Below are 26,722 nucleotides of genomic sequence, written 5' to 3' on the forward strand. Positions count from 1 at the left end.
CCAGTCAGCATTTCTGCTCGATGGTTCAATATTGCTGATCGCGCGACGCCTGGTGCCGTTTCAGCACACGGACATTGCCGCCGGGCCGCCTCAGCGCCGCGGCATTGAGCTCCTGCCATCCGGTGGACTGCCCGGCCGCCACCGCCGGCGCCAGATAGCCGCCCTGAACCCATTGCACACCGGCGCCAAGCGCCACATCCAGTTGAGCCGCCGTGCTGATGCCGGTCATGGAGACCCCGCAGCCGGACTGCCGCACCCGCTCCACCAGGCTTCCCAGCAGGCTTTGCGCCTCCGGCACGTTCTCCAGCCACGCCCCGGACCATTCGGCACCCAGATGCAACATCTGCGCGCCGCTTTCGATGGCCCTTTCAACCGTATCGCCCGGATCTGCGCCCGCCAGCCGCAGGGCGATCCGGATTCCGGCCGCGCGGGCCCGCGCGATTGTCTCCCCGGCATCGCAGGCAACCCGAAGCGGAAGCCGCCAGACGATCTGGTCCGGCATCATGAAGGCGTCGCGGACTGCCGCCAGCATCAGGTCCAGCGTCGCCGGTGCCATGGCCGCCGACATCAGGTGGTCCTCGCAGTAGCAGAGCGTCTCCGGATCGAGGAAGACGAGATTGCAGCGCGCCAATGCCGCCGCCTGCCCCGCGCCCGGTCCCTCGGCCAGACTGGCAAGCACGTGTTGTGCCGTTTCCCTGCCCTCCGGCCGCAGCCGCGCCGTGGCGAAATCCGGCCGCAGCATGCCGCCCTCCACACGGTAGGCCGGCTGGAAAACCGTCTCGAACAGGATCGCACCGAAACGCAGGCGCGCCCGGCCAATGCCGTCGCGCACAAGCATGCCCTTTTCGCGGTCAGGGCCGGGATCACTCATATCGGTCAAGACAGTGGGCCTCCTGCCATCGGCGTCCTGTCATCCATTGCGGACCTTTCGTCCGAAAGCCCGTGTCTGCCGGAAGGGCCGCGCAGGCACGGCATCGCGCGTGATCCGCGCATCCATATTAGCGCGCACGGAAGGATCGGGAAAGGCGGGCGTTCCGGTTGCCGCCGCGCCTGCGCGGGTTGCGTTCTCATCGCCCGCGGCCGCCGTGCGGCTGAACATCGCGAAATCCGTCGGCGCCAGCTGCGGCCTGGCAAGCACGAATCCCTGCACCATGCGCACCATGCTGCTTTCGGCCAGATCGAGTTGCCAGGGCTCCTCGATGCCTTCGAACAGGGTGGTGATGCCCCAGCCATTGAACGTGTCCACCATGGCCTTGAGCAGTTCGAAGCCCGGATCGCTGTCCATCAGGCGGGTGATCCACGCGGCATCGAACTTGACGATCTCGGGCTTGAGGTCACGAATGCGCGACATGTCGGAATGATCGGCGCCGTAGTCGTCCACCGCGATACGAAAGCCATGGGCGCGCAGCGCCGCCACGAAGTTCATCAGCGCCTGGTGCGATGCCGCCTTGTGCTCGGTCACCTCCGCCACGATCCGACCCGCTGCGATCCCGGCCTCGTGCATGGTCAGCCGCATGTCCCGGAGCGAGCGGTCCGTCACGCCACGGTCGCAATAGACCGACGGATCGAAATTGACGAACAGCGATGTTCGCGGATCGAGGCAGGCACCGGCATTGATGAGATGCAGGCTGCGCGTCAGGGTTTCCACCTCAAGCCTGTCCTGCCCGGCGATCGCGCTGAAGAAGACGCCCGGTGCAACGGGCTCGCCGTCACGAAACGGCCGTGCCAGGCCCTCGAATGCAGCGATCTCCAGTTTTCCGCCGTTGAACCGGAAGACCGGCTGGAAGGCCGAGCGAAGCACGAACGGTCCCCACACCCCTTCCGAGGTGCCGTCTTCCATACGGATGACATGGGCCAGTCCAACGCTTCGTGTCATGCCACAGGCGCGCGCCTTTCGCTTGTGCCGGTTTCGGTCCCGGCGCCGGCCAGGCCTTGCCGCTCAGGATAGAGGCCAAGGTTTCACGCGCGGTTAATGGATTTCCCAGCCCTGACAGGCCCGGCGCATGGCGGCCAAGCCTTGAAGTGCGGCGCCCATGAGGCTAAGAGCATGCCGCGCCCCAGCCCGGCGCTATCCTGGAGCCACAATCACTGGAGCCCATGCCATGGCCTTTCTTGCCGACGCCCTTTCCCGCGTGAAGCCCTCTGCGACCATCGCCGTTGCGCAGAAAGCCCGTGAACTGAAAGCCAAGGGACGCGATGTGATCTCGCTTGGCGCAGGCGAGCCGGATTTCGACACGCCCGACAACATCAAGAAGGCCGCCATCGAGGCCATCCAGCGCGGCGAGACGAAATACACGCCGGTTTCCGGCATTCCGGAACTGCGTCAGGCCATTGCCGCCAAGTTCAAGCGCGAGAACAACCTCGACTATGACTGGACCCAGACCATTGTCGGCACCGGCGGCAAGCAGATCCTGTTCAATGCCTTCATGGCGACGCTCAATCCGGGCGACGAGGTGATCATCCCCGCGCCCTACTGGGTGTCCTATCCCGAAATGGTGCTGCTGTGCGGCGGCACGCCCGTCCCCGCCGCCACCACGCTGGAGCGCCAGTTCAAGCTGACGCCGGAAGCGCTGGAAGCCGCCATCACGCCGAAGACCAAGTGGCTCATCTTCAACTCGCCGTCCAACCCGTCGGGTGCCGCCTACAGCCATGATGAACTGAAGGCGCTGACCGACGTGCTGATGCGCCACCCCCACGTCTGGGTGCTGACCGACGACATGTACGAGCACCTCGTCTATGGCGACTTCACCTTCTGCACGCCTGCCGAGGTCGAGCCCGGCCTGAAGGACCGCACGCTCACCATGAACGGCGTCTCCAAGGCCTATGCCATGACAGGCTGGCGCATCGGCTATGCCGCCGGCCCGATGGAACTCGTCAAGGCCATGGACATGATCCAGAGCCAGCAGACCTCCGGCGCATGCTCCATCGCGCAATGGGCATCGGTCGAGGCGCTGAACGGCCCGCAGGACTTCATCCAGACCAACAAGACCATCTTCCAGAACCGGCGCGACCTCGTCGTCTCCATGCTCAACCAGGCCGAAGGCATCAATTGCCCGACGCCGGAAGGCGCCTTCTACGTCTACCCCTCCTGCGCCGGCCTCATCGGCAGGACCGCGCCCTCGGGCAAGGTGATCGCCAACGACCAGGATTTCGTGACCGAACTGCTGGAGAGCGAGGGCGTGGCCGTGGTCCATGGCGAGCCCTTCGGCCTTGGTCCGAATTTCCGCATTTCCTATGCCACGTCGGAAGCTCTGCTGGAGGAAAGCTGCAAGCGCATCCAGCGCTTCTGCGGCAATTGCCGCTGAGCCGCCTCCACACATCCGGTTGCCGCGGCGCCGCCCTCCGGGGCGGCGTTTCGCTTGTGGCAAGGTCAAGCCATATCAAGGGCTTGGGCCGCACCGGTGAAGCGGCCAGGCATGGCCCTGAATCAGCTTGTGAAGAAAGACGGCAGGCACGGCCTGGCAGCACCTGCACGATTTCGACAGGAATGTGCGGACCCGACTTCAAGCCAATGTTTCAATTGCCTTTTTCATGAGAAACTGAATCTGTTTGTGAAGGCCTTGCCACAGCGGGCAAAACCGTTTCCCGCCGCGGGGCGACAAAACGCTCGCCCCTGTGTTGAGGTGGGGCCCATGAACAACTTAAAAGTGTTTTATCGTTATTATACAACTCGCTTTGTCGCCGTCCGAAATCATCGCGTCAGCCAGTTGAACCAGCGCTTCAGGCTGGCCGGCCGGTGGTGCCTGGGGCCGCGTCCTTGCCACGACGTGACTTTCGCCCTTGCGCCAGCAAACCTTTGGTGAAACGATGCCGGAACGCCGGGTTCAACGGCGCGCTGAGCGGCGGCCGGACGTGAGGTTCCGGGAGCGAAGCGGAAGTGCCGTCGCGCACTCGCCCTTCCCGAAATTGCCGCGAAAAAACCGGTCCTCCGCTCGCGTTCAACGCGTGAAAAGGAGGATTGTGCCATGGGTGAACGCGCCGGAAGCAGACGCAAGGGGCCGAAATGCATCGCCATTTGCGGTCCCTTCGCAAGCGGAAAGACGACTCTTCTGGAATCCATTCTGGAGCGGACCGGCGCCATCCAGCGCGCTGCCGAAACCGGCTCCGGCCATACCGTTTCCGACCATTCGCCGGAAGCCCAGGCCCACGCCATGAGCGTGGAGGCCGTAGCCGCGACCACCACCTTCCTGGATGAGGATTTCACCTTCATCGACTGCCCCGGCTCCGTCGAATTCTCCCATGAGGCGGATGCGGTTCTGGCCGGTTGCGACGCGGCCATCGTGGTTGCCGAGGCGGACGAGAAGAAGATTCCGGCGTTGCAGCTTGTTCTCAAGCGGCTGGACGAGATGACAATCCCCCGCATCCTTTTCCTCAACAAGATCGACACCGCCTCCATGCGGGTGCGCGACACCGTGGCATTGCTTCAGCCGGCTTCGTCCTTGCCGCTCCTGCTGCGCCAGATCCCCATCTGGAAGAACGGCATCGCCATCGGCGCCATCGACCTTGCGCTGGAGCGCGCCTATGTCTGGCGTGAACACGCCATGAGCGAGCAGACCGACATTCCCACCGAGGAGAAATCCCGCGAGATCGACGCCCGCTTCACCATGCTGGAAACGCTGGCCGACCATGACGACGCCCTCATGGAGCAATTGCTCGAAGAGATCGAACCGCCGCGCGACGAGGTTTTCGACGACCTGACGGCGGACCTGCGGGCGGGCCATGTCGTTCCCGTGATGATCGGCTCCGCGGCCCATGGAAACGGCGTCCATCGCCTGCTCAAGGCACTGCGCCATGATGCGCCTGACATTTCCGACACCATCGCGCGTCTCGGCATCGAGGGTGACGGGCCGCCGCTCGCCCATGTGATGAAGACCATTCACACGCCCCATGGCGGCAAGCTTTCGGTGGCCCGCGTGCTGCGCGGGCCCTTGTCCGACAGCACCGAGGTCATGGCCAGCAATGGCGCCGATGCGCGTATTTCCGGCATGTATCGCATGCTGGGCAAGAACCAGGGCAAGGTCGGCTCCGCCGCCACGGGCGAAACTGTCGCGCTCGGCAAGCTGGAGGGCGTCGCCACCGGTGCCACCGTCGCACCGGGCAAGCAGGCGCCACAGGCTCTTTCCGGCGTGCCCGCCCCGCAACCCTTTCATTCGGTTGCTATCAAGGCCCGCGATCACAAGGACGATGTGAAGCTTTCCGCTGCCCTTACCAGGCTCTGCGAGGAGGACCCGGCCCTCAGGGTGGAGCAGAGCCCGGGCACCGGCGAAACCATCCTTGGCGGCCAGGGGGAAATGCACCTGCGTGTCACGCTGGAACGGCTGGCGGGAAAATACCAGGCCTCGGTCGATGCCGGCGAGCCGCCCGTGCCCTATCAGGAGACCATCCGCAAGCCGGTGCAGGAGCGAGGCCGCCACAAGAAGCAGTCCGGCGGCCATGGGCAGTTCGGCGATGTGGTTCTGGAAATACGGCCGCTGCCGCGCGGCTCCGGCTTTGAGTTCACCGACACCATTTCCGGCGGTGTTGTTCCGAAGCAGTATATTCCCTCCGTGGAATCGGGTGTGCGCGATTATCTGTCGAGCGGCCCGCTCGGCCTGCCCGTGGTCGACATCGCGGTCAACCTGTCGGACGGTTCCTACCATTCGGTGGATTCCTCCGACATGGCTTTCCAGATGGCGGCGAAACTGGCCATGCGCGAAGCCATGCCCAAGGCATCTCCCGTTCTGCTGGAGCCGGTGATGAAGGTGCGGATCTTCACGCCGTCCGATGCCACAGCGAAGATCACCGCGATCATTCCGCAACGGCGCGGTCAGATCCTCGGCTATGACGGCCGCCCGGATTGGGAAGGCTGGGACGTGGTCGAGGCCATGATGCCGCGCTCCGGGCTGACCGGTCTCATCATCGAATTGCGGTCGCTGACGGCAGGCGTTGCCTCCTACGAGGCCGAGTTCGATCACATGGCCGAACTGACCGGCAGGGCCGCAGACGAGGCGCTCGCCTCCATCCGCGAGCGCGCGGACGCCGCCTGAACCTTGCCCGGCCGCGGCCCCGGCTTGTCCGTGCCGCGGCCGGCCCATGCGCGCACCGCGCCGGCCACGCGATGGGCGTCATCGGCATTCATGGCCGTGTGCAGTGGCAGCCGCACGAGCCGGCGCCAGGCGGCTTCCGCCTGCGGCAGGGCATGGCGTGCCACGCCCAGCCTGCGCCCTTCCCCGGAGAGATGCAGCGGCTTGTAATGCGACATCGCCTGGATGTCCCGCGCCGCCAGGAATGCCATCAGGCGCCGGGCAGCATCCGCGTCGCGCATCATCAGTCCGGCAATATGGTGGTTCGACCGGGTTTCGGAATCCGGCATGATCAGGTCGAAGGGCAGGCCGGCATGCTCGCCGAGCTGTTCCGCATAGATCGCGAACAGCGCCGCCCGCCGCGCCAGGATATCGGGCAAGGCAGCCAGGTTGTCGCGCAGAAGGGCCGCCGGCATTTCCGGCGGGCGGAAACTGGATCCGGGCGAGACCCATTCATAATGGCTGACGCGCCCTGCCTTGCAATCGGAAAAATTCGTTCCCCGCTCCATGATCCGGTCGATGCGCCGCAGCAGGGCCGGTTCCTGTGAATTGACCAGCAGCGCGCCGCCCTGACCGCCATGCACGACCTTCGTTTCATGGAAGGAAAGGCAGCCCATCAGGCCGAGCGTACCCAGCGCCTTGTCACCGCGCAAAGCGCCGGCACCCTGCGCCGCATCCTCGACAATCGCGATATCCCGGCCGTCGGTCATGGCGGCAATCGCCGCCACGTCGACGCTGCCGGCACCGTAATGCACCGGAACGATGGCGCGGGTGCGCGCCGTGATGCAACGCTCCAGGCTGGCCATGTCGGTCATCAGGCTGCGCGGATCGACATCGCAGGCCACGATGCGCGCGCCGGTTCGCGCAAAGGCCGTGGCCGTGGCGGCAAAGGTGAAGCTGGGCACGATCACTTCGTCGCCCGGCCCCAGGTCCAGCGCAAGCGCCGCCACTTCCATGGCCGCAGTGCAGGAATGGGTCAGCCAGACATGCTGCGCACCCGTCAGCCGGCGGATATCGGCCTCCGCGCCCGCTGTCTGCGCCCCGCCTCCGGCCTGCCTTCCGGCAAGCAAGGCATCGCGCAGGTGCCTGCCGGGAACGTCCGCCGCGTGATGCGGCACGTGATAGGCGACGGGACGGGCGGCGGATGTGTCGGGACCGGCTTGCGCCGGTGCCAGCGGCGGCGGTGCCGCGATCGCCTTTCGCTCCGGGAGCCCGCTTGCGGCTGCGCGCAGGCGCTCCGCTTCCCCGGCCAGGATACGGGCCAGTTCGGCATCGAAACCGCTTTCCTGGCGAAAGCCAAGCGCCGCCAGCGCGCGCCCGTCGATACGATAGGCCCGGTCCTGAACGACCCTGTCTGGAACATGACGCGGCCTGAGCGGAACGCCCACCGCCCTGGCAACGCGCGATGCCACCTCCAGCACGTTCAGGCTTTCGCGGGCGGCGACATTGTAGGTGCCGTTCCTTGCCCTGTCATGGGACAGCACAAGGCTGGCGGCGCGGGCAAGGTCGCCGACCGGCAGGAACATCCGCTCCTGCTGCCCGTCGCCCTCGATGGGCAGCGCCAGGCCGGCCAGCGCGAAACCCGCGAAACGCGGCAACAGCTTCTCGAAATGCTGGCGCGTGCCCACCGCATTGCTTGGCCGCAGCATGCGAACGTCCAGCCCGCGGGCGCGCATGCGCTCCACCTCGGCCTCGGCGGCGGCCTTCGAACGCGCATAGGGGCTGGAAGGGTTCAGCGCGGCTGTCTCTTCACAGGGGGCGAAGACCGGGCCGTAGACCTCGTCTGTGCTGAAATGGACGACCCGCGCAACGCCGGCCTCATGGGCCGCCTCCAGCACGATGCGTGTTCCGAGCCGGTTCACCGCATCGAAAAGGCCGGGATCGGCAAACGACCGGCAGACATGGCTCTCCGCGGCCAGGTGAAAGACCGCGTCGGCGCCACGAACGGCGTGAACCACGGTATCCCTGTCGCGGACATCGCCTTCAGTGAAGACCACGCGCCCGCTGCCCATCGCGCTGCAAAGATGGTCCATGCGTCCGGCATAGGTCAGAGCGTCGAGCACGCGGATGTTGGCGTCCGGGAACTGCACCAGCAGGTGATCGACCAGATGCGAGCCGATGAACCCGGCTCCGCCCGTCACCACGACATGTCTCGCTTCGAAACGGTTGCCAGTCATCGTTTCCCCCATTCCGTGCCGGCCTGAAACAGCTTCCGCCCAGCGGTTGAACTTGCCGGGAAGGCTGCAAGAGGCGTGCCTGCCGCAAATGAAAAACCCGGCGCATGCCATGCGCCGGGTTTCCTCAGGTCCGCCATTTCCAGAAATCAACCGGCCCGGCGTCCTCGACGATGCAACGGGCTGGCAAAAAAAAATGGCCGGATGGAAATCCGGCCAATAAATGGAGCTGCCACGAGGACAAACCTCCAGAGGGGAACACTCGGAGACGCCAATGGGAGGAGGAATGCGTCTCTGAGATGACCGGGATATGGACCCTTCCAAGCGGCTTGGCAATGGCGGATTGTGCATTGCACATATGCACTTGCTGCATGGCTTTGCAGTCAATGCATAATTTTTCAACGACTTGAACGTGCAGGGCCGGTCCGCATCGCCTCGAAAAAAGGCAATCGCATAGATCGTTTTCAACCGAAAAGCTGTGGATTGCAGGACAAGCCATGCGCCGGCGCAGGAATCCGTGGCGCGTCGCGGCCATGTTCCGGCCGTGCCTTCAGCGGAGGCAGCCGGCCGGGCGCTTGCAGTTCAGTAGTTCCACTTGCGCGCCTTGGACAGCATGAAATCGCGGAAGACGTTGAGCTTCGCCTGGTTTTTCATGGCTTCCGGATAGCAGAAATAGGTTTCGAACGACGGCACTTCGGTCTGCGGCAGCAATTGCACAAGGCCGCTGTCCTTGCTGACGATATAGTCCGGCAGCATGGCAATGCCCGCGCCGCGCTGAACCGCCCGCTTGATGGAATGAAGGTCGTTCATCTGAAGCACCGCTTCCAGCGGATGGTCGTCCGGCCCCCGCAGCGTTTCCAGCCAGTTGAGGTTCTTCAGATAGGGAATGACCGGCTCGCCGAAGGTGATCAGCCGGTGCTTGTGCAGTTCCGACAGGGATTGCGGCTTGCCGAAACGGTTCACATAGTCCGGCGAGGCCCAGAGATGGAAATGGACGGTGAAAAGCTTGCGCTGGATGAGGTCGGGCTGCGATGGCGCACGCAGGCGAATGGCGCAATCCGCCTCGCGCATGGTGAGGTCGAGTTCCTCGTTTGAAAAGATGAGCTGGAGCCGGATGTCCGGGTAAAGTTCAAGGAATTCGTCGACGCGGTTGGAGAGCCATCCCGTGCCGAGCCCCACCGTTGTCGTCACCCGCAACAGCCCGGATGGCTTGTCGGTCGTCTCGGTCAGCCGGTTGCGCACGCTGTCCAGCTTCAGCATCACGTCCTGGGCGGTGGCAAACAGCATCTCGCCCTGTTCGGTCAGCACGAGGCCGCGCGCATGCCGGTTGAACAGCGGCACGCCCAGATCCTGCTCCAGCGCGCTGACCTGGCGCGAAATGGCCGATTGCGACAGGTTGAGCGTATCGGCGGCATGGGTGAACGAGCCGGCCTGCGCGGCGGCATGGAAAACCCTCAGCTTGTCCCAATCAACAGGCATGCACCCCCTCTACGCCCGGTTATTTCTGATTCCAGGCTGCATCTTTTCGTCGAATTGCATGACGCGCAAGTGAAGCACGTCACGCAACGGACATCCATGCCCTTGACCGGACTGCCTACTCCGCTGACTACTCTGCCGCCTCCAGCGCCACATCTTGCGTTGCCAGCCAGCGCTCGGCCTCCAGCGCTGCCATGCAGCCAAGACCGGCCGCCGTGACCGCCTGGCGGAAAACGTCGTCGGTCACGTCGCCGGCCGCAAAGACGCCTTCCACGCTGGTCCGCGTCGAATCGGCCTCGGTCCACAGATAGCCGTTCGGCTTCTGCTTCAACTTGCCCTCGAACAGCGAGACGGCAGGCGCATGGCCGATGGCCACGAAAACGCCATGCACCGGCATCTCGGTCACATCCCCGGTTTTCGCGTTCTTCAGGCGCACCCCGGTGACGGAGGGCGGCATGGGCGGCTTGGGCTTCTCGCCGACGATCTCGTCGATCACCGTGTCCCAGAGAACGGTGACGTTTTCCTTGGCGAACAGCCGTTCCTGAAGGATGCGCTCGGCCCTGAACTCGTCACGGCGATGGACCACGGTCACATGGTTGGCGATATGCGACAGGTAGAGCGCCTCCTCGACCGCGGAATTGCCCCCGCCGACCACCATCACGTCGCGGCCGCGATAGAAGAAGCCATCGCATGTGGCGCAGGCCGAGACGCCAAAGCCCTTGAACGCCTCCTCGCTCTCCATGCCCAGCCACTTGGCCTGGGCGCCGGTGGCGATGATCAGCGCGTCGGCTGTCCAGTCCTGGCCCGAATCGGTCTTGAGGCGGAACGGCCGGCTGTCGACATCGACCTCCGTGACGAGGTCGTTGACGATCTCCGCACCCACGTTTTCGGCCTGTTTCAGCATCGCCGCCATCAGATCCGGACCCATGACGGGATCGGCAAAGCCGGGATAGTTTTCGACGTCCGTCGTGATCATCAGCTGCCCGCCCTGTTCCATGCCGGCGATCAGCACCGGCTTGAGCAGCGCGCGGGCGGCATAGATGGCCGCGGTATAACCGGCCGGGCCGGACCCGATGACGAGAACATGAGCATGACGCGCGGTCATGGCGACCCCCTTCCTTCAGCGGCGCTTTCAGGGCCGTTGACAATCCACAGACGATGTTTGAGCGTCATCTAAGTGTTTGCCACATTCCCTTTCAAGCCCCGGCGCCCCGCCGCCCACCGGTTTTGCGCTCCGGCGGACATCTCAGGCGTCCGAATGGCGGCTGTTGGCGGCAGGCCGGTTTTGCCCTAGGAAGGAATGCAACGCCACCAATCATCAGGCAGCCACCGCTCATGACCACGACGGCCGACCTCGACCAGACGGACTGGAAGATACTCAAGATCCTCCAGGACGAAGGCCGCATCACCAATGTCGAACTGGCCCGCCGGGTCGGCATTTCCGCCCCGCCCTGCCTGCGGCGCGTCAAGCGGCTGGAGGACAGCGGCATCATCAGGAGCTATCGCGCCCTGCTCGACGCCAAGGCACTGGGCCGGCAGGTGGTCGCCTTCTGCCTTGTCGGGCTTCAGCACCAGACGGAAGCCGGCATCAGGGAATTCGCGGCGCGGGTGAAGGACTGGCCGATGGTGCGCCGGGCCTGGACCATGTCGGGTGAAACCGATTTCCTGCTGCACTGCGTGGCACCGGGGCTGACGGAGTTCCAGGATTTCGTCATCGAGACGCTGACCGCCGCGCCCAATGTCGACACCGTGCGCACCGCCCTGACGATCCGCCAGGTCAAGGACGAGGGCCTGGTCAATATCGACCTGAAAACCGCGTGATGCGGCGCCGTCGGACGACCGGGAAAAGACACACATGCTGAGACACGGCCGCTGGTCAGACTTCGAAACACGCCCAAGCGCCGGAGCGGACCTTGCCTCGCCCTTCGGAACCCATGCCCCGGCTGGATGGCGCAAGACGTTGATCGGCCTGGCACGATCAAGCTTCCTGCGCCGCGGAATGTTCCGCAAGCCCCTGTTCCGCATACTCCAGGGCAAGCGGCAGCGCCCGCTTGACATATCCTTCCGCGATTGCTCGTTTCGCCTTCTCGGCGAAAACCTGATCGAATACGGCATATTGCTGCATCCCGGCTACAACGCGCGGGACATGGCCTTCCTGATGGAAGGCGCGTCTCCGGGCGACGACTTCGTCGACATCGGGTCCAACATGGGGCTCTACAGCCTGCCTTTGGCCCGTTTCACCGGCCCATCCGGCCGGGTGGTTGCCATCGATGCCAATGAGACCGTTTGCGCGCAACTGGCCTTCAACGCCGAGGCAAGCGGGTTGCACAACCTGTCGATTTTCGCCGAGGGTGTCAGCGATCACGAAACCCGCGCCCGCCTGAGCCGCCGCAAGGATGACGTGGCCATCGTCTCGATCCGCGAATCCGATGAGGGCGCGATTCCGGTGCGCCGGCTTTCGTCCATCCTCGATGAAGCAGGGATCGAGCGAATCCATGGTCTCAAGATCGACATCGAGGGACATGAGGACAGGGCGCTGGTGCCATTCTTCCGCAGTGAACCGGAAAGCCGTTGGCCTGCCCGCATCGTCATAGAGACGGCCGGAAACGGCGAGGATTACCCGGGCTGTTCAGTCGAATTCGCGCGTTGCGGCTATCGCCTCGTCGAACGGACCCGCCAGAATTCCTTCTACCTGCGTACCGCGTGAGGCATCCGCCTGCCCGGCTTTCCACCGGGCGGCCCGCTGCGGCCCTGACCCGCACTATGGCAGCAGCAGCACGTCGCATTGCTTGCGGATGGCATGCAGGTCGCGGGCCTTCGTTTCCCGCCGCCCACCGCCATCGAAAACGATGCAACGCCCGTAGTACCTGTCGAGCAACGCGAGCATCGCCTGCACCTGCTCATCGGTGTAGAAAGCCGGCGAATATTCCATGAAAAGCGGCACGCTCCGCTCCAGCAATCCGGTCATCGAGCGGATGGCGACCGGTTCGTAGCCCTCGATATCCATCCAGATGAGCGATACATCCGCCTCCGCCACCCCGGCATCCGCAAGAAGGTCGCCAACGGGTTTCTCCTCCACCGCAACCACGTCGCCACAGGCCGATTCAGGGTGAACCAGCCCGGCATTGCCCGAGTTGCCGGCAATCCGGCGCAAGGCCACGGGACCGGCCTTGTCCCCGGCGGCGAAGGGGCATATCACCGTCACGGGCGACAACCCGTTTTGCGCCACGTTCTGCCGCAACAGGGCGACATTGCGCGGATCGGGTTCGATAGCGACAATCCTGCCAAAGCGTTTGCTCATGCCGAAATATACGGTCTGTGTTCCGATATTCGCGCCGATCTCCAGCAGCGTGTTGCCGTCCGGTGCCAGCAGACGCGCCTCGTCGAGGATCCGGCACACCATTTCCACGCTGTCGCGCGCGAAATCGCCATGGGCGAAGACGTGGCGCCCGATCAGGTCGTCGGCCGGCACCGTCAGGCGATGGTCGCCCAGGTCGAGTGTCAGTTCGCTCACGGTCACGGGCAGCAAATCAAGCAGCAGCTTCCGGCCCCTCGGCCGGTCGAAAACCCGCTTCATCGCGGCACGCCTTTTCCGGCGTATCCACGTCTCGATCGATCTGAGCTTCAAGACCTGTCCTCGCGACAAATGGCTGTCTGTGTCGCTACAGATTATTTCGTGGACATCTTGTTCACAAGCCGGATTGAATCCTGTTTGTTTCCAATTCGGCTGATCCCGTCCCGATCAAAATCCGGAGCGATTTCTTGGATACCATCCCTGGCGTAGAGATTTCCTGCTACATCATCTGCAAGAACGAGGAAAAATACATCGAGGCGGCCCTGCGCAGCGTCGCCTTCTGCCAAGAGATCATCGTGGTCGACAGCGGTTCGACCGACGCCACCGCTGCCATCGTTCAGCGGCTGATCGCCGAGGGCATGCCGATCCGCTGGTTCGTCAAGGAATGGCCCGGCTATTCGGCACAGAAGCAGTTCGCGCTTGAGCAATGCACCCGCGAATGGTGCCTGAGCATCGATGCGGATGAACGGATCGACCCCGACGCCCTGCCGGAACTGGCACGGCGGCTGCCTTCGGCCCGCGAAAACGGCTGGCGGCTCAAGTTCTCGCACTATCTCTACGGCTACGGCTATGCGCCGGAAACAACAGCCTCGCCCATTCTCCGGCTGACACGCAACGGCAAGGCCTTCTACAAGCCGGACCTGCTGGTCCATGAAGGCCTGTCGGTGGAGGGGAAGATCGGGCAATTCCGCCAGCGCGCCATTCTGCACCGGGGTGTGCTGGACACGAAGAACAAGATTGCCAAGGAACTGAACTACGCGGAACTGAAAGCGAGGCAACTGCACGCACGCGGGAAGCGTCCACGCTACGTGCGTCTCGTCTTCAATCCGCTCATCTACTTCCTGCGTGTCTATTTCCTGAGGATGTATGCCCTCGCCGGCTGGCCCGGCTTCGTTCATGCCGCACGGCTGGCGGTCTACTCCTTCACCACCGAAGCCATCCTCTTCGAGATGCACCGCCACGAGGTGCCGCCGGGCGAGGACGATCCCGACGCCATCTTTTTCACCGGACGCGGCACCGGGCCATAAGGCCGTGTGGGCCCTGTTCGCAAGCGGCATGGCGCTGCGAGAGGGGCTGTCAGGCGTTGCCGGCGATCTTGCCCGCCCTCTGGCGGGCCAGGACAACCGTGTCCTCCATTCGGTCGATCTCCGCAAGCCCGCGCTTGCGAGCCACCGAAAGCAGCGCTTTTTCAGTTGTTCCCCATGCGCCATAGGCGTCGGGATGCAGTTCAACGATCATCATACCGACATGATCCAGCATCTCGTGCTCTTCCAGGAACAGGGCTGCCTCGGCCCCCTCGATGTCGCAGACCACGGTGACATTGCCGGGATTGCCGATCCGTGACAGGAGGCGTTCAAGCGTCACCGCCGGGACGGTGATACGCCGCCCGTTTCCCTTTCCCGCTTCCAGCGTATTGGAATGAACGTCGGCACCGAGCAGGAAGACCGCATCGCCGCCACCGGGATAGTAGGCCGCATAGACCACGTCCGTATCGCCCGCGCGGGATCCCCGCTGCGCATTCTTCGCGCAGATGTCGAGGATATCGGGATTGGCCTCGACAACGACATGGCGCGTTCCGGGCGCAAGCCGCGACCGGATCAGCGCCGAAATGACACCCAGTGAGCCGCCCAGTTCGATCACCGGACGATCGGGCGGAAGGTGTTTCAGTATCATTGCCGCTTCGGCGCGTTCATACTTGCCGCGCAAAAGGGCATTGGCAGGCCCCACGCCCGCCACAAGCGGCACGATGACATCCTGTCCATGAAAATCATAGCGCTCGCCATGGCGCGCAACATGCCTGCGCACGCGCCGGGCACGGAAGAAATCGCGAACAAAATTCCAGTCCATGGCGCCCCCACTGCGCAATGGCAGCGGATCATTATATATCCCGCCTGCCCGAGAAGCCGCTCCTGCCAAAACGGCCATGTGATATGGGAATATCGCCATGTATTTCAATTTATCAATACGCTGTTCGTATCATTCGGTCTTGTCGTTTCAAAAAACTCCCGGCGTCGTGACAAATTTTTACTATTGGAAAATCAGAATTTTATTGAGAAACCGTGGCGTCGGGAGTTTGATCAGCGAAAAACGCCGCCATCCTTGCGCGCCGACCATACGCCGGCGATCTGGCCGAAATGCTTGGCCCGCCGGCGGGCCGAAAGCAGGTTGTGGGGCGCCAGCAAGCCGCCCACAGCCAGGGCGAGGCTGACCGCCCAGGGCTTGCCCATGCCATGCTTGGCCTGCGCATAAAGGCGCGAACGCGCCATGTGATAGCCCTTGAAGCGGGCGACATTGGCGCTGCGGCCCGCCGAATGGCCGGACTCGTGCCGCACCTCGGCCTTTGCGGCGAAGCGCAACGGCCCGCAATCGCGCGCCATCCGGAGCGAAAGGTCGTCGTCCTCGTGATAGAGGAAGATCGCCGGATCGAAGCCGCCGACGGTCTCGAAGCAGGCGCGCCGGCAAAACAGGGCAGCGCCCGTCAGCACCGGCACGCTGACATCCTGCGCCGGCAGGCCGCGTTCCAGCCAGGCGGAGCGCGGCAGCAGGACCGAACGGCGCTTGAAACCGGAAGCCCCCAACGGCGCGCGGATATGCGGATTGAAGGCGCTGGCCAGCGGGTTTGCGTCGGCTGCCGCCTCCAGCGCATCCAGCGCACCGGGTTCCAGCGCGGCATCCGGGTTGAGAAACAGCAGGAACTCCGTGTCCGCCAGCGCCGCGCCCGCATTGCAGGCCCGCCCGAAGCCTTCGTTGCGGTGCAGGCGTATCACCTGCGCCCCGGCCGCGTCCGCGATCCTTGCGCTGCTGTCGCCGCTGCCATTGTCGACGATGATGACCGGCACACCCTCCGGCACCGAAGCAAGCATGCCGGGCAGGACGGCGGCGCTGTTGAACACCACGGTCACGATGGTTGTCCGCGGCTCTGCCGTCCCGGTCATTGCATTGTCTCCCAAGACCACAGGCTTTCATAGACAGCCTGCAATCCCTCCGCCTCGCGGGCAAGGGCGAAATGCGCCCGCACATGCAGCAGCGCGGCTTCGCCATGCGCCTGCGCCATTGCCGGTTCAGCCAGGTAGGGCCGGATCGCCGCGCGCAGCGCATCGCCGTCGCCGGCCGGCACCACCGCCCCTGTCCTGCCATCGGCAATCATCTCGGCATAGGCCCCGGCATCGCTGGCCACCACGGCCGTGCCCGATGCCATGGCTTCCAGCGGCGTCAGGCCGAAGCCTTCGTTGCGCGACGGCGCGACATATAGACTGACCCGCCTGTACCAGGGCCGGATGTCCTCCACCTCACCCAGGAAGCGGATGCGCCCGGCAAGACCGGCAGCATCGATGCGTGCCTGCAGCCGGTCGGCGAACGCCTTGTGTTCGGGCGTCACCCGCCCGGTGATGACCGCCGTCCATTCCGGAAAATCCGGCAGAAGCGCGATCATGGCATCGACGAAAAGATCGGTGCCCTTCTGCTCGCGCACGCGCCCGAAGCAGCCGATGGCGCGGGCGCCGGGCAGGCCCGTCACCGCGAATTGGTCATCCGGCCCGCGCCCCGGCCGGAACCGGTCGAGGTCGATGCCGTGCATGTTCACCACATGCGGCACATCGAGATAGGATCCCGATCGCAGGCTGGTCGCCACCACACCGTCCATGCGCCGGATCAGCCATTTGGTGAAAGGCTTGTGGCGGCGCTGCGCGGCGGAAGTGAAAAGCAGCTTGAGCGGCATGCGCAACAGGTCGCGCAGAACGATGCCCGCGATCATCTCGACATTGCGCCGTGCATGCCAGATGCGCCAGCGCCGCCGCGCCGGGCGCCGCCACAGCGCCGGCACCTGCCACCATGCCATGCGCGGCATGTCCGCCGGCAGCCCCGGCCCCAGCGTGACGATGCCAATGCCGGAGCGCGCCTGCTCTGGCACAAGCTGAACCACGGTCGAGGTCACGCCCGAGAGCCGCCGCTTGAAATGCGGCGCGATGACCTCGACGTCCCTGATCCGCATCGCCCCGGCCAGCCTGTCCGCTCAGACGTATTTCACCTCGAGGATCTCGTAGCCTCTCGCGCCGCCAGGCGCATTGACCTCGATGGCGTCACCCGCTTCCTTGCCGATCAGCGCGCGGGCGATCGGCGAGGAAATGGAGATGCGCCCCTGCTTCACGTCGGCTTCCTGGTCGCCGACGATCTGGTAGGACTTTTCTTCCTCGGTATCCTCGTCGACGAGCAGCACCGTGGCGCCGAACTTGATCTTTGATCCGCTCAGCTTGGAGACATCGATGACCTCCGCGCGGGCGACGAGATCCTCCAGTTCGCTGACCCGGCCCTCGTTCAGGCTCTGCGCCTCCTTGGCCGCGTGATATTCCGCATTCTCGGAAAGGTCGCCATGGGCACGGGCCTCGGCGATCGCATCAATGATGCGCGGCCGCTCTTCCTGCTGGCGCCAGCGCAATTCTTCCTTCAGCGTATCGAAGCCCCGTTGCGTCATCGGTACCTTGTTCATGGTCTCACCTGTACTTCGCTCCCGGGCCGGGCTTCCGGCCGCCGGGTTTTCGTTGTGCGGATATGCCCGTTCCCCTCGCGAACGCGCAAAAAGAAAACGGTCACCGGTATGAGCCGGCGAACCGTTCAGACTTCGCGCGAATATAACACTGATTTGCGTATTTTCACGCGAAAAATGTCAGCCGCGCACGGCAGCCGCCGGCAACCGGAGGCCCGTCCCGGATGGCTTGCGCCCCGCCGGTTGCCGGTGCCGCGCCATGGCTGTCACCGCATCGCGCGCCCGCACCGCGTCGCGCAGGCCGGAGACGACCACCCGCCCGCCATCGCCAAGTTCGAGCACGAGACTGCCACTGCCGGTCAGCCGGCCGTTCAGGCTCGTGCGGACGGACAGGCCGGTGATGAAACCGTAGCCGAGCGTTTCGCGCCGCGGCGCGGTGACGCCCTGTTCCACGACAAGGGCATGGGAAAGCAGTTGCACACGCTGCGAGGCAGCGGCCAGCATGCCATGGGCCGCCAGCACCGGGCTGGCGAGGCATCCGCCGAGCAGGGCGAGCCGGGCAATGGGGCTGGTTCCCTGCCCTGCGAGCCACAGCAGGAACCATGTTCCGAGGAAGACCACGGCCACGCCGATGGCCGGAGCCAAGAATGCGGTGTGGGACACGGAAAAGGCGGCGCGCCATTGTGCCGGTTCGACAGGCAGGACCGGGTTGTCATTGACACCCTGCATGCGTGATTCTCCGCTTTCCGTTTCCTGAGAATACACCCTGTGGACACGAAAGGACAGGACCGCCCTTTCCGTCGCCGCCGCCATCACCTTGGCGTGATCTGCGGATGCCAATCTTGCCGGAGAAGGCGTTTTGCCTAACTCTGCTTTCATGAAACCGGATCTCTTGCCCCGATTGCTTGCCGCTGCCGCCTTTCTGGCCGCGACACCTGCACTTGCGCAGACGACAACGCATGACACGTCTGCCGGTCAGGTCACGGCGACCGTCATGACCGACGGCCTGTCCCATCCGTGGGGCATGGCATTCCTGCCCGATGGCGCGGTGCTGCTCACCGAACGCGAGGGCCGCCTGCGCCTGTTTTCCGGCGGCTCCCTGTCGGCGCCCATCGCCGGTGTGCCCGATGTGGCCGATACGGGCCAGGGCGGCCTTTTGGATGTGGCGATCGCCAATGACTTTGCCGAAAGCGGCACCATCTTCCTTTCCTTCTCCGAACCTGGCCGCGGTGGCCAGGGCACCGCCATCGCCCGCGCGCGTCTGGTACGCGACGGCCAGGCACCACGGCTGGAAGACATCCGGGTGATCTTTTCCATGGCGCAGAAAACGGGCACGGGCCGGCATTTCGGTTCCCGGATCGTGCCCGCGCCGGATGGCACCCTGTTTTTCACCATCGGCGACAGGGGCGACAGCCAGCGTGCCCAGGACATGACCGACCACGCCGGTGCGGTTCTGCGCATCAACCCGGATGGGTCTGTCCCGCGGGACAATCCGTGGGCCGGTGAGTCAGATGCCCGCCCGGAGCTCTGGTCAAAGGGCCATCGAAACCCGCAGGGCGCCACCTGGGACCCGGTAACGAATTCGCTCTGGATCACCGAGCACGGCGCACGCGGCGGCGATGAACTGAACCACCCGCGGCCGGGCCGCAATTATGGCTGGCCGGTCATCTCCTATGGCGAGCATTATTCCGGCGCCAGGATCGGCGTCGGCACCGGGGCGCCGGGCTACGAACAGCCTGAATTCTACTGGGTTCCGTCCATCGCGCCTTCGGGCCTGACCGTTTACGATGGCGCCATGTTTCCCGCCTGGCAGGGCGACTTCCTGGCCGGCGCGCTGAAATTCCAGCTCGTGACGCGCGTGAAGCGCGGCGAGGACGGATCGATCGGACCGGAAGAACGCATGTTCGAGGGCGCCTTCGGCCGCATTCGTGACATCGAGGTTGCCGACGACGGCGCCATCTGGCTGATCACCGACGAGGACCCCGGTGAACTCATCCGCATTTCCAGATAGATTTCCGCGACCGCATGAGATCCACCATGACCGTCGTCTACATCCTTCTCGCCATCCTTGTCGTCACCGGGCTGGTTTTCGCAGCCAACCGGAATGCCTTCTGGGAGCGCATTGCCGGGCCGGCCGACCTTGGCCGCTATGATTTCGACAGCGCCCCGCGCAGCCGAACCCCCAACGATGCACTCGCCTGCACACCCGGCCTTTGCGGCAGCGATCCCGACATCGTGCTTGGCGAACACGATGAACCGCCGGAGGCCCTCGTTTCCGCCATTGCCCGCCGCGTGGCCGAAGGGCCGCGTCCGGCCGTGCAGGTGGATGACGGGCGCGACACCGCCTATGCCCGCTTCGTTGTCCGTTCACCGCTGATGCATTTCCCCGACACGGTCGATGTCGAGGCCGTGGAACTGGCCAATGGCCGCACCGGCCTGCGCGCCTATGCCCGCGCCCAGCTCGGCCGCGCCGATTTCGGCGCCAACAGGGCCTATCTGCGCTCCATCCTGCCCGTCGACTGAGCGGGCCGTTCAGCGTTTTCGATGGCAGCCATTGACGGAATTTGATTGACCGGCGCGCCACGGCGGAGGAGACGGGGATCGACGATCCACTGACGGAAATCCGCCGCCCATGACCCGCATTCGCGCCAACCTGCTGCTGCTGACCTCCGGCGCCATCTGGGGCATGGGTTTCGTGGCCCAGTCCACGGCCATGGATGCCATCGGTCCATGGGGCTTCATCGGCCTGCGCTTTGCCGTTGCCACGCTGGCCATGCTGCCGCTGGCGCTGCGCGAGGCGCGCCGCGCCGACCGCCCGCTGTCGCGGGCCGACTGGCGCGCCTTCACGCTGACCGGCCTCTTCTTCTTTGCCGGCATGGGCGCGCAGCAGGTGGGCCTGCTGACGACATCGGTGACCAATGCAGGCTTCCTGACTGGGCTCTACGTCGTCTTCACGCCCTTCCTCGCCATCGCCCTGTTCCGGCAATGGCCGCACCCGGTGATCTGGCCCGCCGCGGCCCTGGCCATGTCCGGCATCTGGTATCTTTCCGGCGGCCGGCTGGAAAGCCTCACGCCCGGCGACTGGCTGGTCGTGCTTTGCGCGCTTTTCTGGGCGATGCAGGTCACGCTGACTGGCCGTTATGTGCTTTCCTCCGGACGTCCGGTCGCCCTCGCCGTCTGGCAATTCGCTCTCAGCGCCGTGCTCGGCCTGTCCCTCGCCCTGGCCTTGGAGCCCTGGAACCTGGCGGCGATCCGCCTCGCCGCGCCAGAAATCCTCTATGCCGGCGTCTTCGCGGGCGGCATCGCGTTTACCATACAGGCCGTGGCGCAACGCCACACCACTGCCCCGCAGGCGGCCATTTTCCTGTCTTCCGAGGCGGTCTTCGCTGCCCTGTTCGGCGCGCTGTTTCTTGGCGAACGCCTTGGCCTGCAAGGCTATGCGGGTTGTGCGCTGATGCTGACGGCCATGCTGGCGGTGGAAATCGTGCCGGCGCTCAAGCGCCGCCGTCCCGCCTGACCTGCCACGCAATGACCTTGAGCGTTAACGCCCGCCGCAAGCCTTCCTTTACCCCGTCATATTAGCGTCTTCGCCGATACCACAGCGGCGGAGCAAGGACGATGGCCAACGACAAGCGGCGCAATGGCAGGCGCCACGCACTGCGCGGGTTTGCCCTGGCCACGATGGCACTGGCGCTGACCGCCTGTTTCGGCGATGACGACGTCCTCCGGCCCATGGTCGGCGTCGACCGGCAGGCCCGCACGGCCTCGCTTTACGGCGGCATGATGAGCCCCGACATGTTCGCGGAGCCGGAGACGATGCCCGCTTCGGAAGAGGCCTGCCGCAGGCGCCTGCGCCGCATGGACGTGACCTTCCGTGACCTGCCGCGCATCAGCGAGGGCGGCGGTTGCGGCATAGCCTGGCCGGTCGAGGTTACCGGCCTGCCGCATGGTGTGAAGCTGAAACCGGCCGCCACCGTGACCTGCGCCATGGCCGAGGCCGTGGCGAAATGGACCGACGAGGAACTCGTGCCGGCGGCACGCTTGCGTTACCTGTCCGGCGTCGACACCATCCGCCAGGGTTCGTCCTATTCGTGCCGGCGCATTCGCGGCTCGGGCACCTTGTCGGCCCATGGCACGGGCAATGCGCTCGATATCATGGACATCACGCTCAACAGCGGCCGCAATGTCGACGTGCGCAGGCCTGGCTTCTTCTCTTTCCGCGAAAAAAGCCTGCTCGCCTCTGTCCGCGAGGATGCCTGCCCCTATTTTTCCACCGTGCTCGGCCCGGGTTATGATCGCGACCACCGCGACCACTTCCATTTCGACCTGATGCAACGGTCGTCGAAGCGCCGGGTGTGCAAGTAGCGCCGCCGGACGGCCTGGCGGCAACGCGAAGGGCGGGAAATGGCGATGATCGAGGTCTGGTATGACGGGCAATGCCCGGTCTGCCGCATGGAAGTGGCCTGGTATGGCCGCATGGACCGGGCCGGCGCGATTGCCTGGCACGACATCACCGCCCTGCCGGACCGCTGCCTTCCGCAGGGAAAGACGCGCGACGACCTGCTCAACCGCTTCCATGTCCGCGACTGCGAGGGCCGATGGCATGTCGGCGTCGATGCCTTTGCGCGGATCTGGCGAGAATTGCCGCTCCTGCGCCACACCGCCTTCCTGTTCCGCATACCGGGGCTGCGCCAGATGGCTGGCGCCGGCTACCGGCTGTTTCTCGCCTGGCAACGGGGCCACCGCCGCCGCCGCGCGGCCCGTCCGGGCTGACAGGTTCGCCCCTTCCTAGCCCTCCGGCGGCACCGGCATCGGCCGTCCCTCGGCATCCAGCGCCACCATGATGAAATCGGCATGGGTAACGCGTTCCATGATGTCGGTGAGATAGCGCTGCGCCCAGGCTTCCACCGCCAGAACCATGGAGGTGCGCCCCACCTTCACGATGTCGATGTAGATGGCCAGGGTATCGCCCACCTTCATCGGCTTGGCGAATGACATTTCCTTGACGGCGGCGGTGACCACACGTCCGCGCGCGCGCTCGGCAGCACGGATACCGCAGGCAAGATCCATCTGCGCCATCACCCAGCCGCCGAAAATGTCCCCGGCCGCATTGGCATCGGCCGGCATGGCCAGCGTGCGCAGCGTCAGTTCGCCCTTTGGCGCGGCTGTGGTCGTCATGTGCTCCATCCCCGTTGACTGCTCGACAGTCAAACTGGGTAGGCAACACGGGCAACAAGGTCAACTGCGTTCGCTGGCCGGCCGGGCGGATACAGGCAGGCGACAGGCGGCGCACCCGAAAGTGCGCCGCCCGGCTCCGGCAGCGCGGCTTCGCCACATCCCCTCATGGGCGGGCGCGCCGGAGCCCCTCCACGCCGGGCGTGCCGGCGTCTGGGCCGGCCTATTCGGCCAGCGATTTCAGATAGGCGACGATCATCTCCTGCTCGGCCTTGTCCTCCACGCCGACATGGCGCATGCGCGTGCCCGGCAGCATGCCGTCATTGTCTTCCATCCAGGCTTTCAGTGACGCTTCCGTCCACATGATGCCGGAATTCTTCAATGCATCGGAATAGGCGAAGCCGTCGACGCTGCCGGCCTTGCGGCCCACCACGCCGGCCAGCGGCGGACCGTAGGTCTTGCCGCCCTTCGCTGCCGGATTGTGGCAGATCTGGCAGCGCTGGCCGAAGAAGAGCTTGCCGGCGGCAACCATGGCATCCTCGGCGAAAGCCGGCTGGGAAGCAGCCAGGCCGGACACGGCAGCCAAAGCGGCCACCAGGTGACGTTTCATCAGTTTCATCGGTTTCCCCTCCCTTTCGGGATCGTGAATCGGACCCCCGCAATCGGGGCCGGCCCCTGTTCCAGGGCCGGCGGCATGCTGCGCCCTCACCGCCGGTGCGGGATTGATCCCGGTCAATTCGGCGGGTGTACTTTGGTGCAAATGCACGCGGGCGGAAGCCGTTCAATCCTGACCGAGCGGCAGCACCTGTCCGGTGACAGCACCCCCGTCGACCACGAATTCGCTGCCGGTCGAATAGGTCGCCTCGCACATCAGGAAGCGGACCAGCCGTGCCACCTCGTCCGGTTCGCCGAAGCGCGGAATCGGCTGCGCGGCCGCCACCTCGTCGCCCATGCCATCGGTCATCGGCGTGCGGATCGGCCCCGGATGCACCGAAACGACGCGGATGCCGTCCGGCGCCAGATCAAGTGCCGCCGCCTTGGTCAACCCGCGCACGCCCCACTTGCTGGAGACATAGGCCGCAAGACCGCCATAACCCTGCAGGCCGGCCGTCGACGATGTGTTGACGATCACCCCGCCGCCGGCCCGCTTCAGCGCGGGCGCGCAGCTGTGGAGTCCCAGGAACACGCCGACCAGATTGACGTCGATCACGTGCCGGTAGGTTTCAGGCGGGCAATCGGCGACACCGCCGACGGCCAGGATCCCGGCATTGTTGAACAATGCGTCGAGACCGCCGAACGCCTCTTCAGCCGACGCGACCGCCGCCTGCCAGTCCGCCTCGCTGGTGACATCGAGATGGCGATAGATGGCATTGCTGCCCAATTCGGCGGCCAGCGCCTCGCCTTCGTCGTCAATGACGTCGGCCAGCATCACTTTCGCGCCACCGCTGGCCATCAGGCGCGCCGTGGCGGCGCCGATGCCGCGCGCGGCGCCGGTCATCAGGATACGCAGTTCGGAAGGGGTTCGAACGGTCATGTTGCTTCTCCGGTTTCGGCCATGCATGTCTGTTCTGCCCGCACAGGAAAACAGCCGCGACATGCCCTGTCATTGACAGAAATCAGTCGGCCGGATCGGCAAGCCAGCCGGGCAGCCGCGCGGCATGCGCAGAAGGTTCCATCAATTGATGCAAGTAACTGAAATATTTTGACAATATATGTATCGGGAGGCGGTGGCGAAGTGATTGCGCGGCCGTCAAACCGCCGCAATCGGCTGGCCGGATCAGCCCCGTTCGCGGCGGCTCCCCGCCCTGCGAACCGCACCAACCCCGCCCACGGGAGAAAAAGGAGTATTCCGATGAAGAAACTCGTTCTGGCCCTCGGCCTGTCCACATTTGCCTTCGCGCCCGTTCACGCGCAGGACGCGGATTTCGCCACCACCGACGCCAATGGCGATGGCATGGTGACAATGGAAGAAGCCACGGCGGCCGGCTATACCTGGTCGCAGGAAGAGTTTTCGGCCGCCGACACGGATGGCTCCGGCGCGCTTTCCGAAGAGGAATTCACCGCCGCCACCGCAGGCTGATCTTCCTCCGGCGTCGCACGTTGAGCCCGCCCCTGCGGGCGAAGCGCCAAGACCCGGAGCACCGGAAAACACGGCGTCGCACGTTGAGCCTGCCCTTGCGGGCGAAGCGCCAAGACCCGGAAACAACGGCACACCCGGAGACCGCGTCACCGAAACCCCAATACGCACGGCGCGGAATCCGGCTGCGAGCCCCGGCGGTCATCCACCGCCGGGGTTTCTCACATGCCTGGAACCGCGCTCACACGGCGGCGCGCCTGGGCAGCACCCAGCCCGGCCGCGGGAAGTGGCAGGTATAGCCGTTGGGATAGCGCTCCAGGTAATCCTGATGCTCCGGTTCTGCCTCCCAGAAATCCCCGGCGGGTTCGACCTCGGTGACGACCCGGCCCGGCCAGAGGCCGGATGCCTCGACATCGGCGATGGTGTCCCGCGCGACCGCTTCCTGCTCCGGCGACAGGAAATAGATCGCGGAGCGGTAGGAGCGGCCGATATCGTTGCCCTGCCGGTTCGGCGTCGTGGGATCGTGGATCTGGAAGAAGAACTCCAGCAGGTCGCGATAGCTGATGCGGGCCGGATCGAAGACGATCTCGATGCCTTCGGCATGGTCGCCGTGGTTGCGGTAGGTGGCATGGGGCACATCGCCGCCGGTATAGCCGACACGCGTGGACAGCACGCCCGGAAGCTTGCGGATGAGATCCTGCATGCCCCAGAAACACCCGCCCGCGAGAATGGCGGTCTCGGTCTTGTCAGTCATGGATGGTTCTCCTGCGTTCCGTATGGAGAGAATTTGGGCCGGCGCCGCGCCTGCGGCAAGAGTGGACCTTGAAACAACCCGCCTTCCGGCGTCAGATAGGCCGAACCGGGGGACGGAAACATGCACATTCGCAAGACCTGGAAGACCTATGACCATTACGCCTTCGGCGGTGTGGCCATCCTGGGAACGGTTTTTGCCATCATCCTGATCGAGGCGGTAATGATGACGCCGCGCTGGGCGGCATGGGAGGCGGAACTGGGCCAGGTCTCCGGTCCGTTCATGAATGTGCTGGGTGTCCTGTTCGGCCTGACCCTCGCCTTTCTGGCGAATGACACCTGGACGGCCCACGACCGCGCACGCGGCGCAGTGCTGCGCGAGGCCGATGCCATCCGCCGCCTTGACATTCTCGCGGAAACCACGCCGCCGGAGACACGGCCTGCCCTGCACGCGGCGATCCGGGCCTATGCGGCGGCGGCCGTGGACGAATGGCCAGCGCTTGCGCATTGCGAGACGTCCGGCGCGGCGGCGGCCGCCGCCGATGACCTGTTGCGCCACGTGGCGTTCGACCGGGCGGGGGGCGGCGCGGGTGGACCCGTGCGCCAGGCGATGATCAATGCCGTGACCGAAGTGCGCGAGAACCGGGACGTCAGGATCGGTCTGAGCCGAACCCATGTGAACCCGCTGAAATGGCTCGGCATGGCCTTTCTCGGCTTCCTGACCTTGCTCTCCATCGCCGCCATCCACGCGACCGACCCTGCCGCGGCCCTCGTGGCGATGATCCTGTTCGGACTGGCCGCCGCGCCAACCGCCGCCATCGTGCTTGTCCATGGCAATCCGTTTCAGCAACCCTCCGCGGTCACCCCGGCACATTTGCAAGCGGCCCTGGCGGGGACAACAAGCCAGTCAGAAAACGGATGACGTCCTGCTGGCCAGGAATTCCTGCCCAC

Annotated in this window: 27 protein-coding genes; 12 read left to right on the forward strand and 15 right to left on the reverse strand. The window is 65.2% G+C overall.

All coding sequences use genetic code 11. The annotated features are described in order from the left end of the window. Nucleotides 1–25: 25 nt before the first annotated feature. Together R3D65_RS12670 and R3D65_RS12675 are read right to left on the reverse strand one after the other, a co-directional pair. The gene (locus R3D65_RS12670; RefSeq protein ID WP_371275609.1) at nucleotides 26–880 is read right to left on the reverse strand and encodes a hypothetical protein; all 855 of its coding nucleotides are present in this window, start codon (nucleotides 878–880) and stop codon (nucleotides 26–28) included. A gap of 30 nt (nucleotides 881–910) precedes the next feature. Beyond that, nucleotides 911–1,876 carry an EAL domain-containing protein gene (locus tag R3D65_RS12675; protein ID WP_371275610.1) on the reverse strand — a complete coding sequence of 322 codons (966 nt, stop codon included), beginning with the start codon at nucleotides 1,874–1,876 and terminating at the stop codon, nucleotides 911–913. Between the two features lie 226 nt (nucleotides 1,877–2,102). On the opposite strand from R3D65_RS12675, the gene R3D65_RS12680 reads away from it, so the two are divergent. Then, nucleotides 2,103–3,305 carry a pyridoxal phosphate-dependent aminotransferase gene (locus R3D65_RS12680; RefSeq protein WP_371275611.1) on the forward strand — a complete coding sequence of 401 codons (1,203 nt, stop codon included), beginning with the start codon at nucleotides 2,103–2,105 and terminating at the stop codon, nucleotides 3,303–3,305. Between the two features lie 660 nt (nucleotides 3,306–3,965). After that, entirely contained in the window at nucleotides 3,966–6,026 is a 2,061-nt protein-coding gene (locus tag R3D65_RS12685) for an elongation factor G (protein ID WP_371275612.1), read from the forward strand. Here R3D65_RS12685 and R3D65_RS12690 read toward each other — a convergent pair. From R3D65_RS12690 to trxB, 3 genes are all read right to left on the reverse strand, one after another. Further along, nucleotides 5,951–8,239 (reverse strand): DegT/DnrJ/EryC1/StrS family aminotransferase, encoded by a 2,289-nt coding sequence (locus tag R3D65_RS12690; RefSeq protein WP_371275613.1) that lies wholly within the window; start codon nucleotides 8,237–8,239, stop codon nucleotides 5,951–5,953. The genes R3D65_RS12685 and R3D65_RS12690 overlap by 76 nt on opposite strands. Before the next feature lie 579 nt (nucleotides 8,240–8,818). Further along, entirely contained in the window at nucleotides 8,819–9,715 is an 897-nt protein-coding gene (locus R3D65_RS12695) for a LysR family transcriptional regulator (RefSeq protein ID WP_371275614.1), read from the reverse strand. 127 nt (nucleotides 9,716–9,842) lie between these two features. Then, nucleotides 9,843–10,817 carry a thioredoxin-disulfide reductase gene (gene trxB / locus R3D65_RS12700; protein ID WP_371275615.1) on the reverse strand — a complete coding sequence of 325 codons (975 nt, stop codon included), beginning with the start codon at nucleotides 10,815–10,817 and terminating at the stop codon, nucleotides 9,843–9,845. A 230-nt stretch (nucleotides 10,818–11,047) separates the two neighbouring features. Here trxB and R3D65_RS12705 point away from each other — a divergent pair, with 230 nt between their 5' ends. Continuing rightward, complete coding sequence (locus R3D65_RS12705) at nucleotides 11,048–11,533, forward strand: Lrp/AsnC family transcriptional regulator (RefSeq protein WP_371275616.1); 486 nt, start codon at nucleotides 11,048–11,050, stop codon at nucleotides 11,531–11,533. Between the two features lie 34 nt (nucleotides 11,534–11,567). Further along, a complete protein-coding gene (locus tag R3D65_RS12710) occupies nucleotides 11,568–12,419 on the forward strand; it encodes an FkbM family methyltransferase (protein ID WP_371275617.1) in 852 nt (283 codons plus the stop codon). 54 nt (nucleotides 12,420–12,473) lie between these two features. Here the strand turns inward: R3D65_RS12710 and R3D65_RS12715 are convergent, their stop codons facing one another. Beyond that, on the reverse strand, nucleotides 12,474–13,340 hold the full coding sequence (locus R3D65_RS12715; protein WP_371275618.1) for an FkbM family methyltransferase: 867 nt from the start codon (nucleotides 13,338–13,340) through the stop codon (nucleotides 12,474–12,476). A 134-nt stretch (nucleotides 13,341–13,474) separates the two neighbouring features. Here R3D65_RS12715 and R3D65_RS12720 point away from each other — a divergent pair, with 134 nt between their 5' ends. After that, nucleotides 13,475–14,314, forward strand: coding sequence for a glycosyltransferase family 2 protein (locus R3D65_RS12720; RefSeq protein WP_371275619.1), 840 nt, complete (start codon nucleotides 13,475–13,477; stop codon nucleotides 14,312–14,314). A 49-nt stretch (nucleotides 14,315–14,363) separates the two neighbouring features. Here the strand turns inward: R3D65_RS12720 and R3D65_RS12725 are convergent, their stop codons facing one another. The 5 genes from R3D65_RS12725 to R3D65_RS12745 form a co-directional block, all read right to left on the reverse strand. Next, on the reverse strand, nucleotides 14,364–15,134 hold the full coding sequence (locus tag R3D65_RS12725) for an FkbM family methyltransferase (protein WP_371275620.1): 771 nt from the start codon (nucleotides 15,132–15,134) through the stop codon (nucleotides 14,364–14,366). Nucleotides 15,135–15,364: 230 nt separating this feature from the next. After that, nucleotides 15,365–16,222: a glycosyltransferase family 2 protein gene (locus R3D65_RS12730; RefSeq protein ID WP_371275621.1), complete on the reverse strand. Its 858-nt coding sequence runs from the start codon at nucleotides 16,220–16,222 to the stop codon at nucleotides 15,365–15,367. After that, nucleotides 16,219–17,277: a glycosyltransferase family 4 protein gene (locus tag R3D65_RS12735; RefSeq protein ID WP_371275622.1), complete on the reverse strand. Its 1,059-nt coding sequence runs from the start codon at nucleotides 17,275–17,277 to the stop codon at nucleotides 16,219–16,221. Before R3D65_RS12735 ends, R3D65_RS12730 begins: the two co-directional genes overlap by 4 nt. Before the next feature lie 21 nt (nucleotides 17,278–17,298). Beyond that, nucleotides 17,299–17,772, reverse strand: a complete 474-nt coding sequence (greA, locus tag R3D65_RS12740) for a transcription elongation factor GreA (RefSeq protein WP_371275623.1) — start codon at nucleotides 17,770–17,772, stop codon at nucleotides 17,299–17,301. Between the two features lie 177 nt (nucleotides 17,773–17,949). Further along, entirely contained in the window at nucleotides 17,950–18,498 is a 549-nt protein-coding gene (locus R3D65_RS12745) for a hypothetical protein (protein WP_371275624.1), read from the reverse strand. A 163-nt stretch (nucleotides 18,499–18,661) separates the two neighbouring features. Between R3D65_RS12745 and R3D65_RS12750 the strand changes: the two genes are divergently transcribed. The 5 genes from R3D65_RS12750 to R3D65_RS12770 all read left to right on the forward strand — a co-directional run bounded on the left by R3D65_RS12750 (nucleotide 18,662) and on the right by R3D65_RS12770 (nucleotide 22,542). Continuing rightward, the gene (locus R3D65_RS12750) at nucleotides 18,662–19,780 is read left to right on the forward strand and encodes a PQQ-dependent sugar dehydrogenase (RefSeq protein ID WP_371275625.1); all 1,119 of its coding nucleotides are present in this window, start codon (nucleotides 18,662–18,664) and stop codon (nucleotides 19,778–19,780) included. Between the two features lie 26 nt (nucleotides 19,781–19,806). After that, nucleotides 19,807–20,292: a DUF1499 domain-containing protein gene (locus R3D65_RS12755; RefSeq protein ID WP_371275626.1), complete on the forward strand. Its 486-nt coding sequence runs from the start codon at nucleotides 19,807–19,809 to the stop codon at nucleotides 20,290–20,292. Nucleotides 20,293–20,401: 109 nt separating this feature from the next. Beyond that, complete coding sequence (locus R3D65_RS12760) at nucleotides 20,402–21,286, forward strand: DMT family transporter (RefSeq protein WP_371275627.1); 885 nt, start codon at nucleotides 20,402–20,404, stop codon at nucleotides 21,284–21,286. A 101-nt stretch (nucleotides 21,287–21,387) separates the two neighbouring features. Continuing rightward, nucleotides 21,388–22,134 (forward strand): extensin family protein, encoded by a 747-nt coding sequence (locus R3D65_RS12765; RefSeq protein WP_371275628.1) that lies wholly within the window; start codon nucleotides 21,388–21,390, stop codon nucleotides 22,132–22,134. Between the two features lie 39 nt (nucleotides 22,135–22,173). After that, nucleotides 22,174–22,542, forward strand: a complete 369-nt coding sequence (locus R3D65_RS12770) for a thiol-disulfide oxidoreductase DCC family protein (protein WP_371275629.1) — start codon at nucleotides 22,174–22,176, stop codon at nucleotides 22,540–22,542. 15 nt (nucleotides 22,543–22,557) lie between these two features. On the opposite strand, the gene R3D65_RS12775 is transcribed toward R3D65_RS12770, so the two are convergent. The 3 genes from R3D65_RS12775 to R3D65_RS12785 form a co-directional block, all read right to left on the reverse strand. Continuing rightward, nucleotides 22,558–22,947 (reverse strand): acyl-CoA thioesterase, encoded by a 390-nt coding sequence (locus R3D65_RS12775; protein WP_371275630.1) that lies wholly within the window; start codon nucleotides 22,945–22,947, stop codon nucleotides 22,558–22,560. Between the two features lie 220 nt (nucleotides 22,948–23,167). Beyond that, the gene (locus R3D65_RS12780; protein WP_371275631.1) at nucleotides 23,168–23,563 is read right to left on the reverse strand and encodes a cytochrome c family protein; all 396 of its coding nucleotides are present in this window, start codon (nucleotides 23,561–23,563) and stop codon (nucleotides 23,168–23,170) included. A gap of 162 nt (nucleotides 23,564–23,725) precedes the next feature. Next, nucleotides 23,726–24,478, reverse strand: a complete 753-nt coding sequence (locus tag R3D65_RS12785) for an SDR family oxidoreductase (protein ID WP_371275632.1) — start codon at nucleotides 24,476–24,478, stop codon at nucleotides 23,726–23,728. Between the two features lie 318 nt (nucleotides 24,479–24,796). Here R3D65_RS12785 and R3D65_RS12790 point away from each other — a divergent pair, with 318 nt between their 5' ends. Next, entirely contained in the window at nucleotides 24,797–25,024 is a 228-nt protein-coding gene (locus R3D65_RS12790) for a hypothetical protein (RefSeq protein ID WP_371275633.1), read from the forward strand. A 238-nt stretch (nucleotides 25,025–25,262) separates the two neighbouring features. Here R3D65_RS12790 and msrA read toward each other — a convergent pair whose 3' ends face one another. After that, nucleotides 25,263–25,775: a peptide-methionine (S)-S-oxide reductase MsrA gene (gene msrA / locus R3D65_RS12795; RefSeq protein ID WP_371275634.1), complete on the reverse strand. Its 513-nt coding sequence runs from the start codon at nucleotides 25,773–25,775 to the stop codon at nucleotides 25,263–25,265. Nucleotides 25,776–25,895: 120 nt separating this feature from the next. On the opposite strand from msrA, the gene R3D65_RS12800 reads away from it, so the two are divergent. Further along, on the forward strand, nucleotides 25,896–26,693 hold the full coding sequence (locus R3D65_RS12800; RefSeq protein WP_371275635.1) for a hypothetical protein: 798 nt from the start codon (nucleotides 25,896–25,898) through the stop codon (nucleotides 26,691–26,693). Nucleotides 26,694–26,722: the final 29 nt, after the last annotated feature.

Origin of the sequence: Zhengella sp. (genome assembly GCF_041397485.1) — a bacterium.
Taxonomy (GTDB): domain Bacteria; phylum Pseudomonadota; class Alphaproteobacteria; order Rhizobiales; family Rhizobiaceae; genus Zhengella.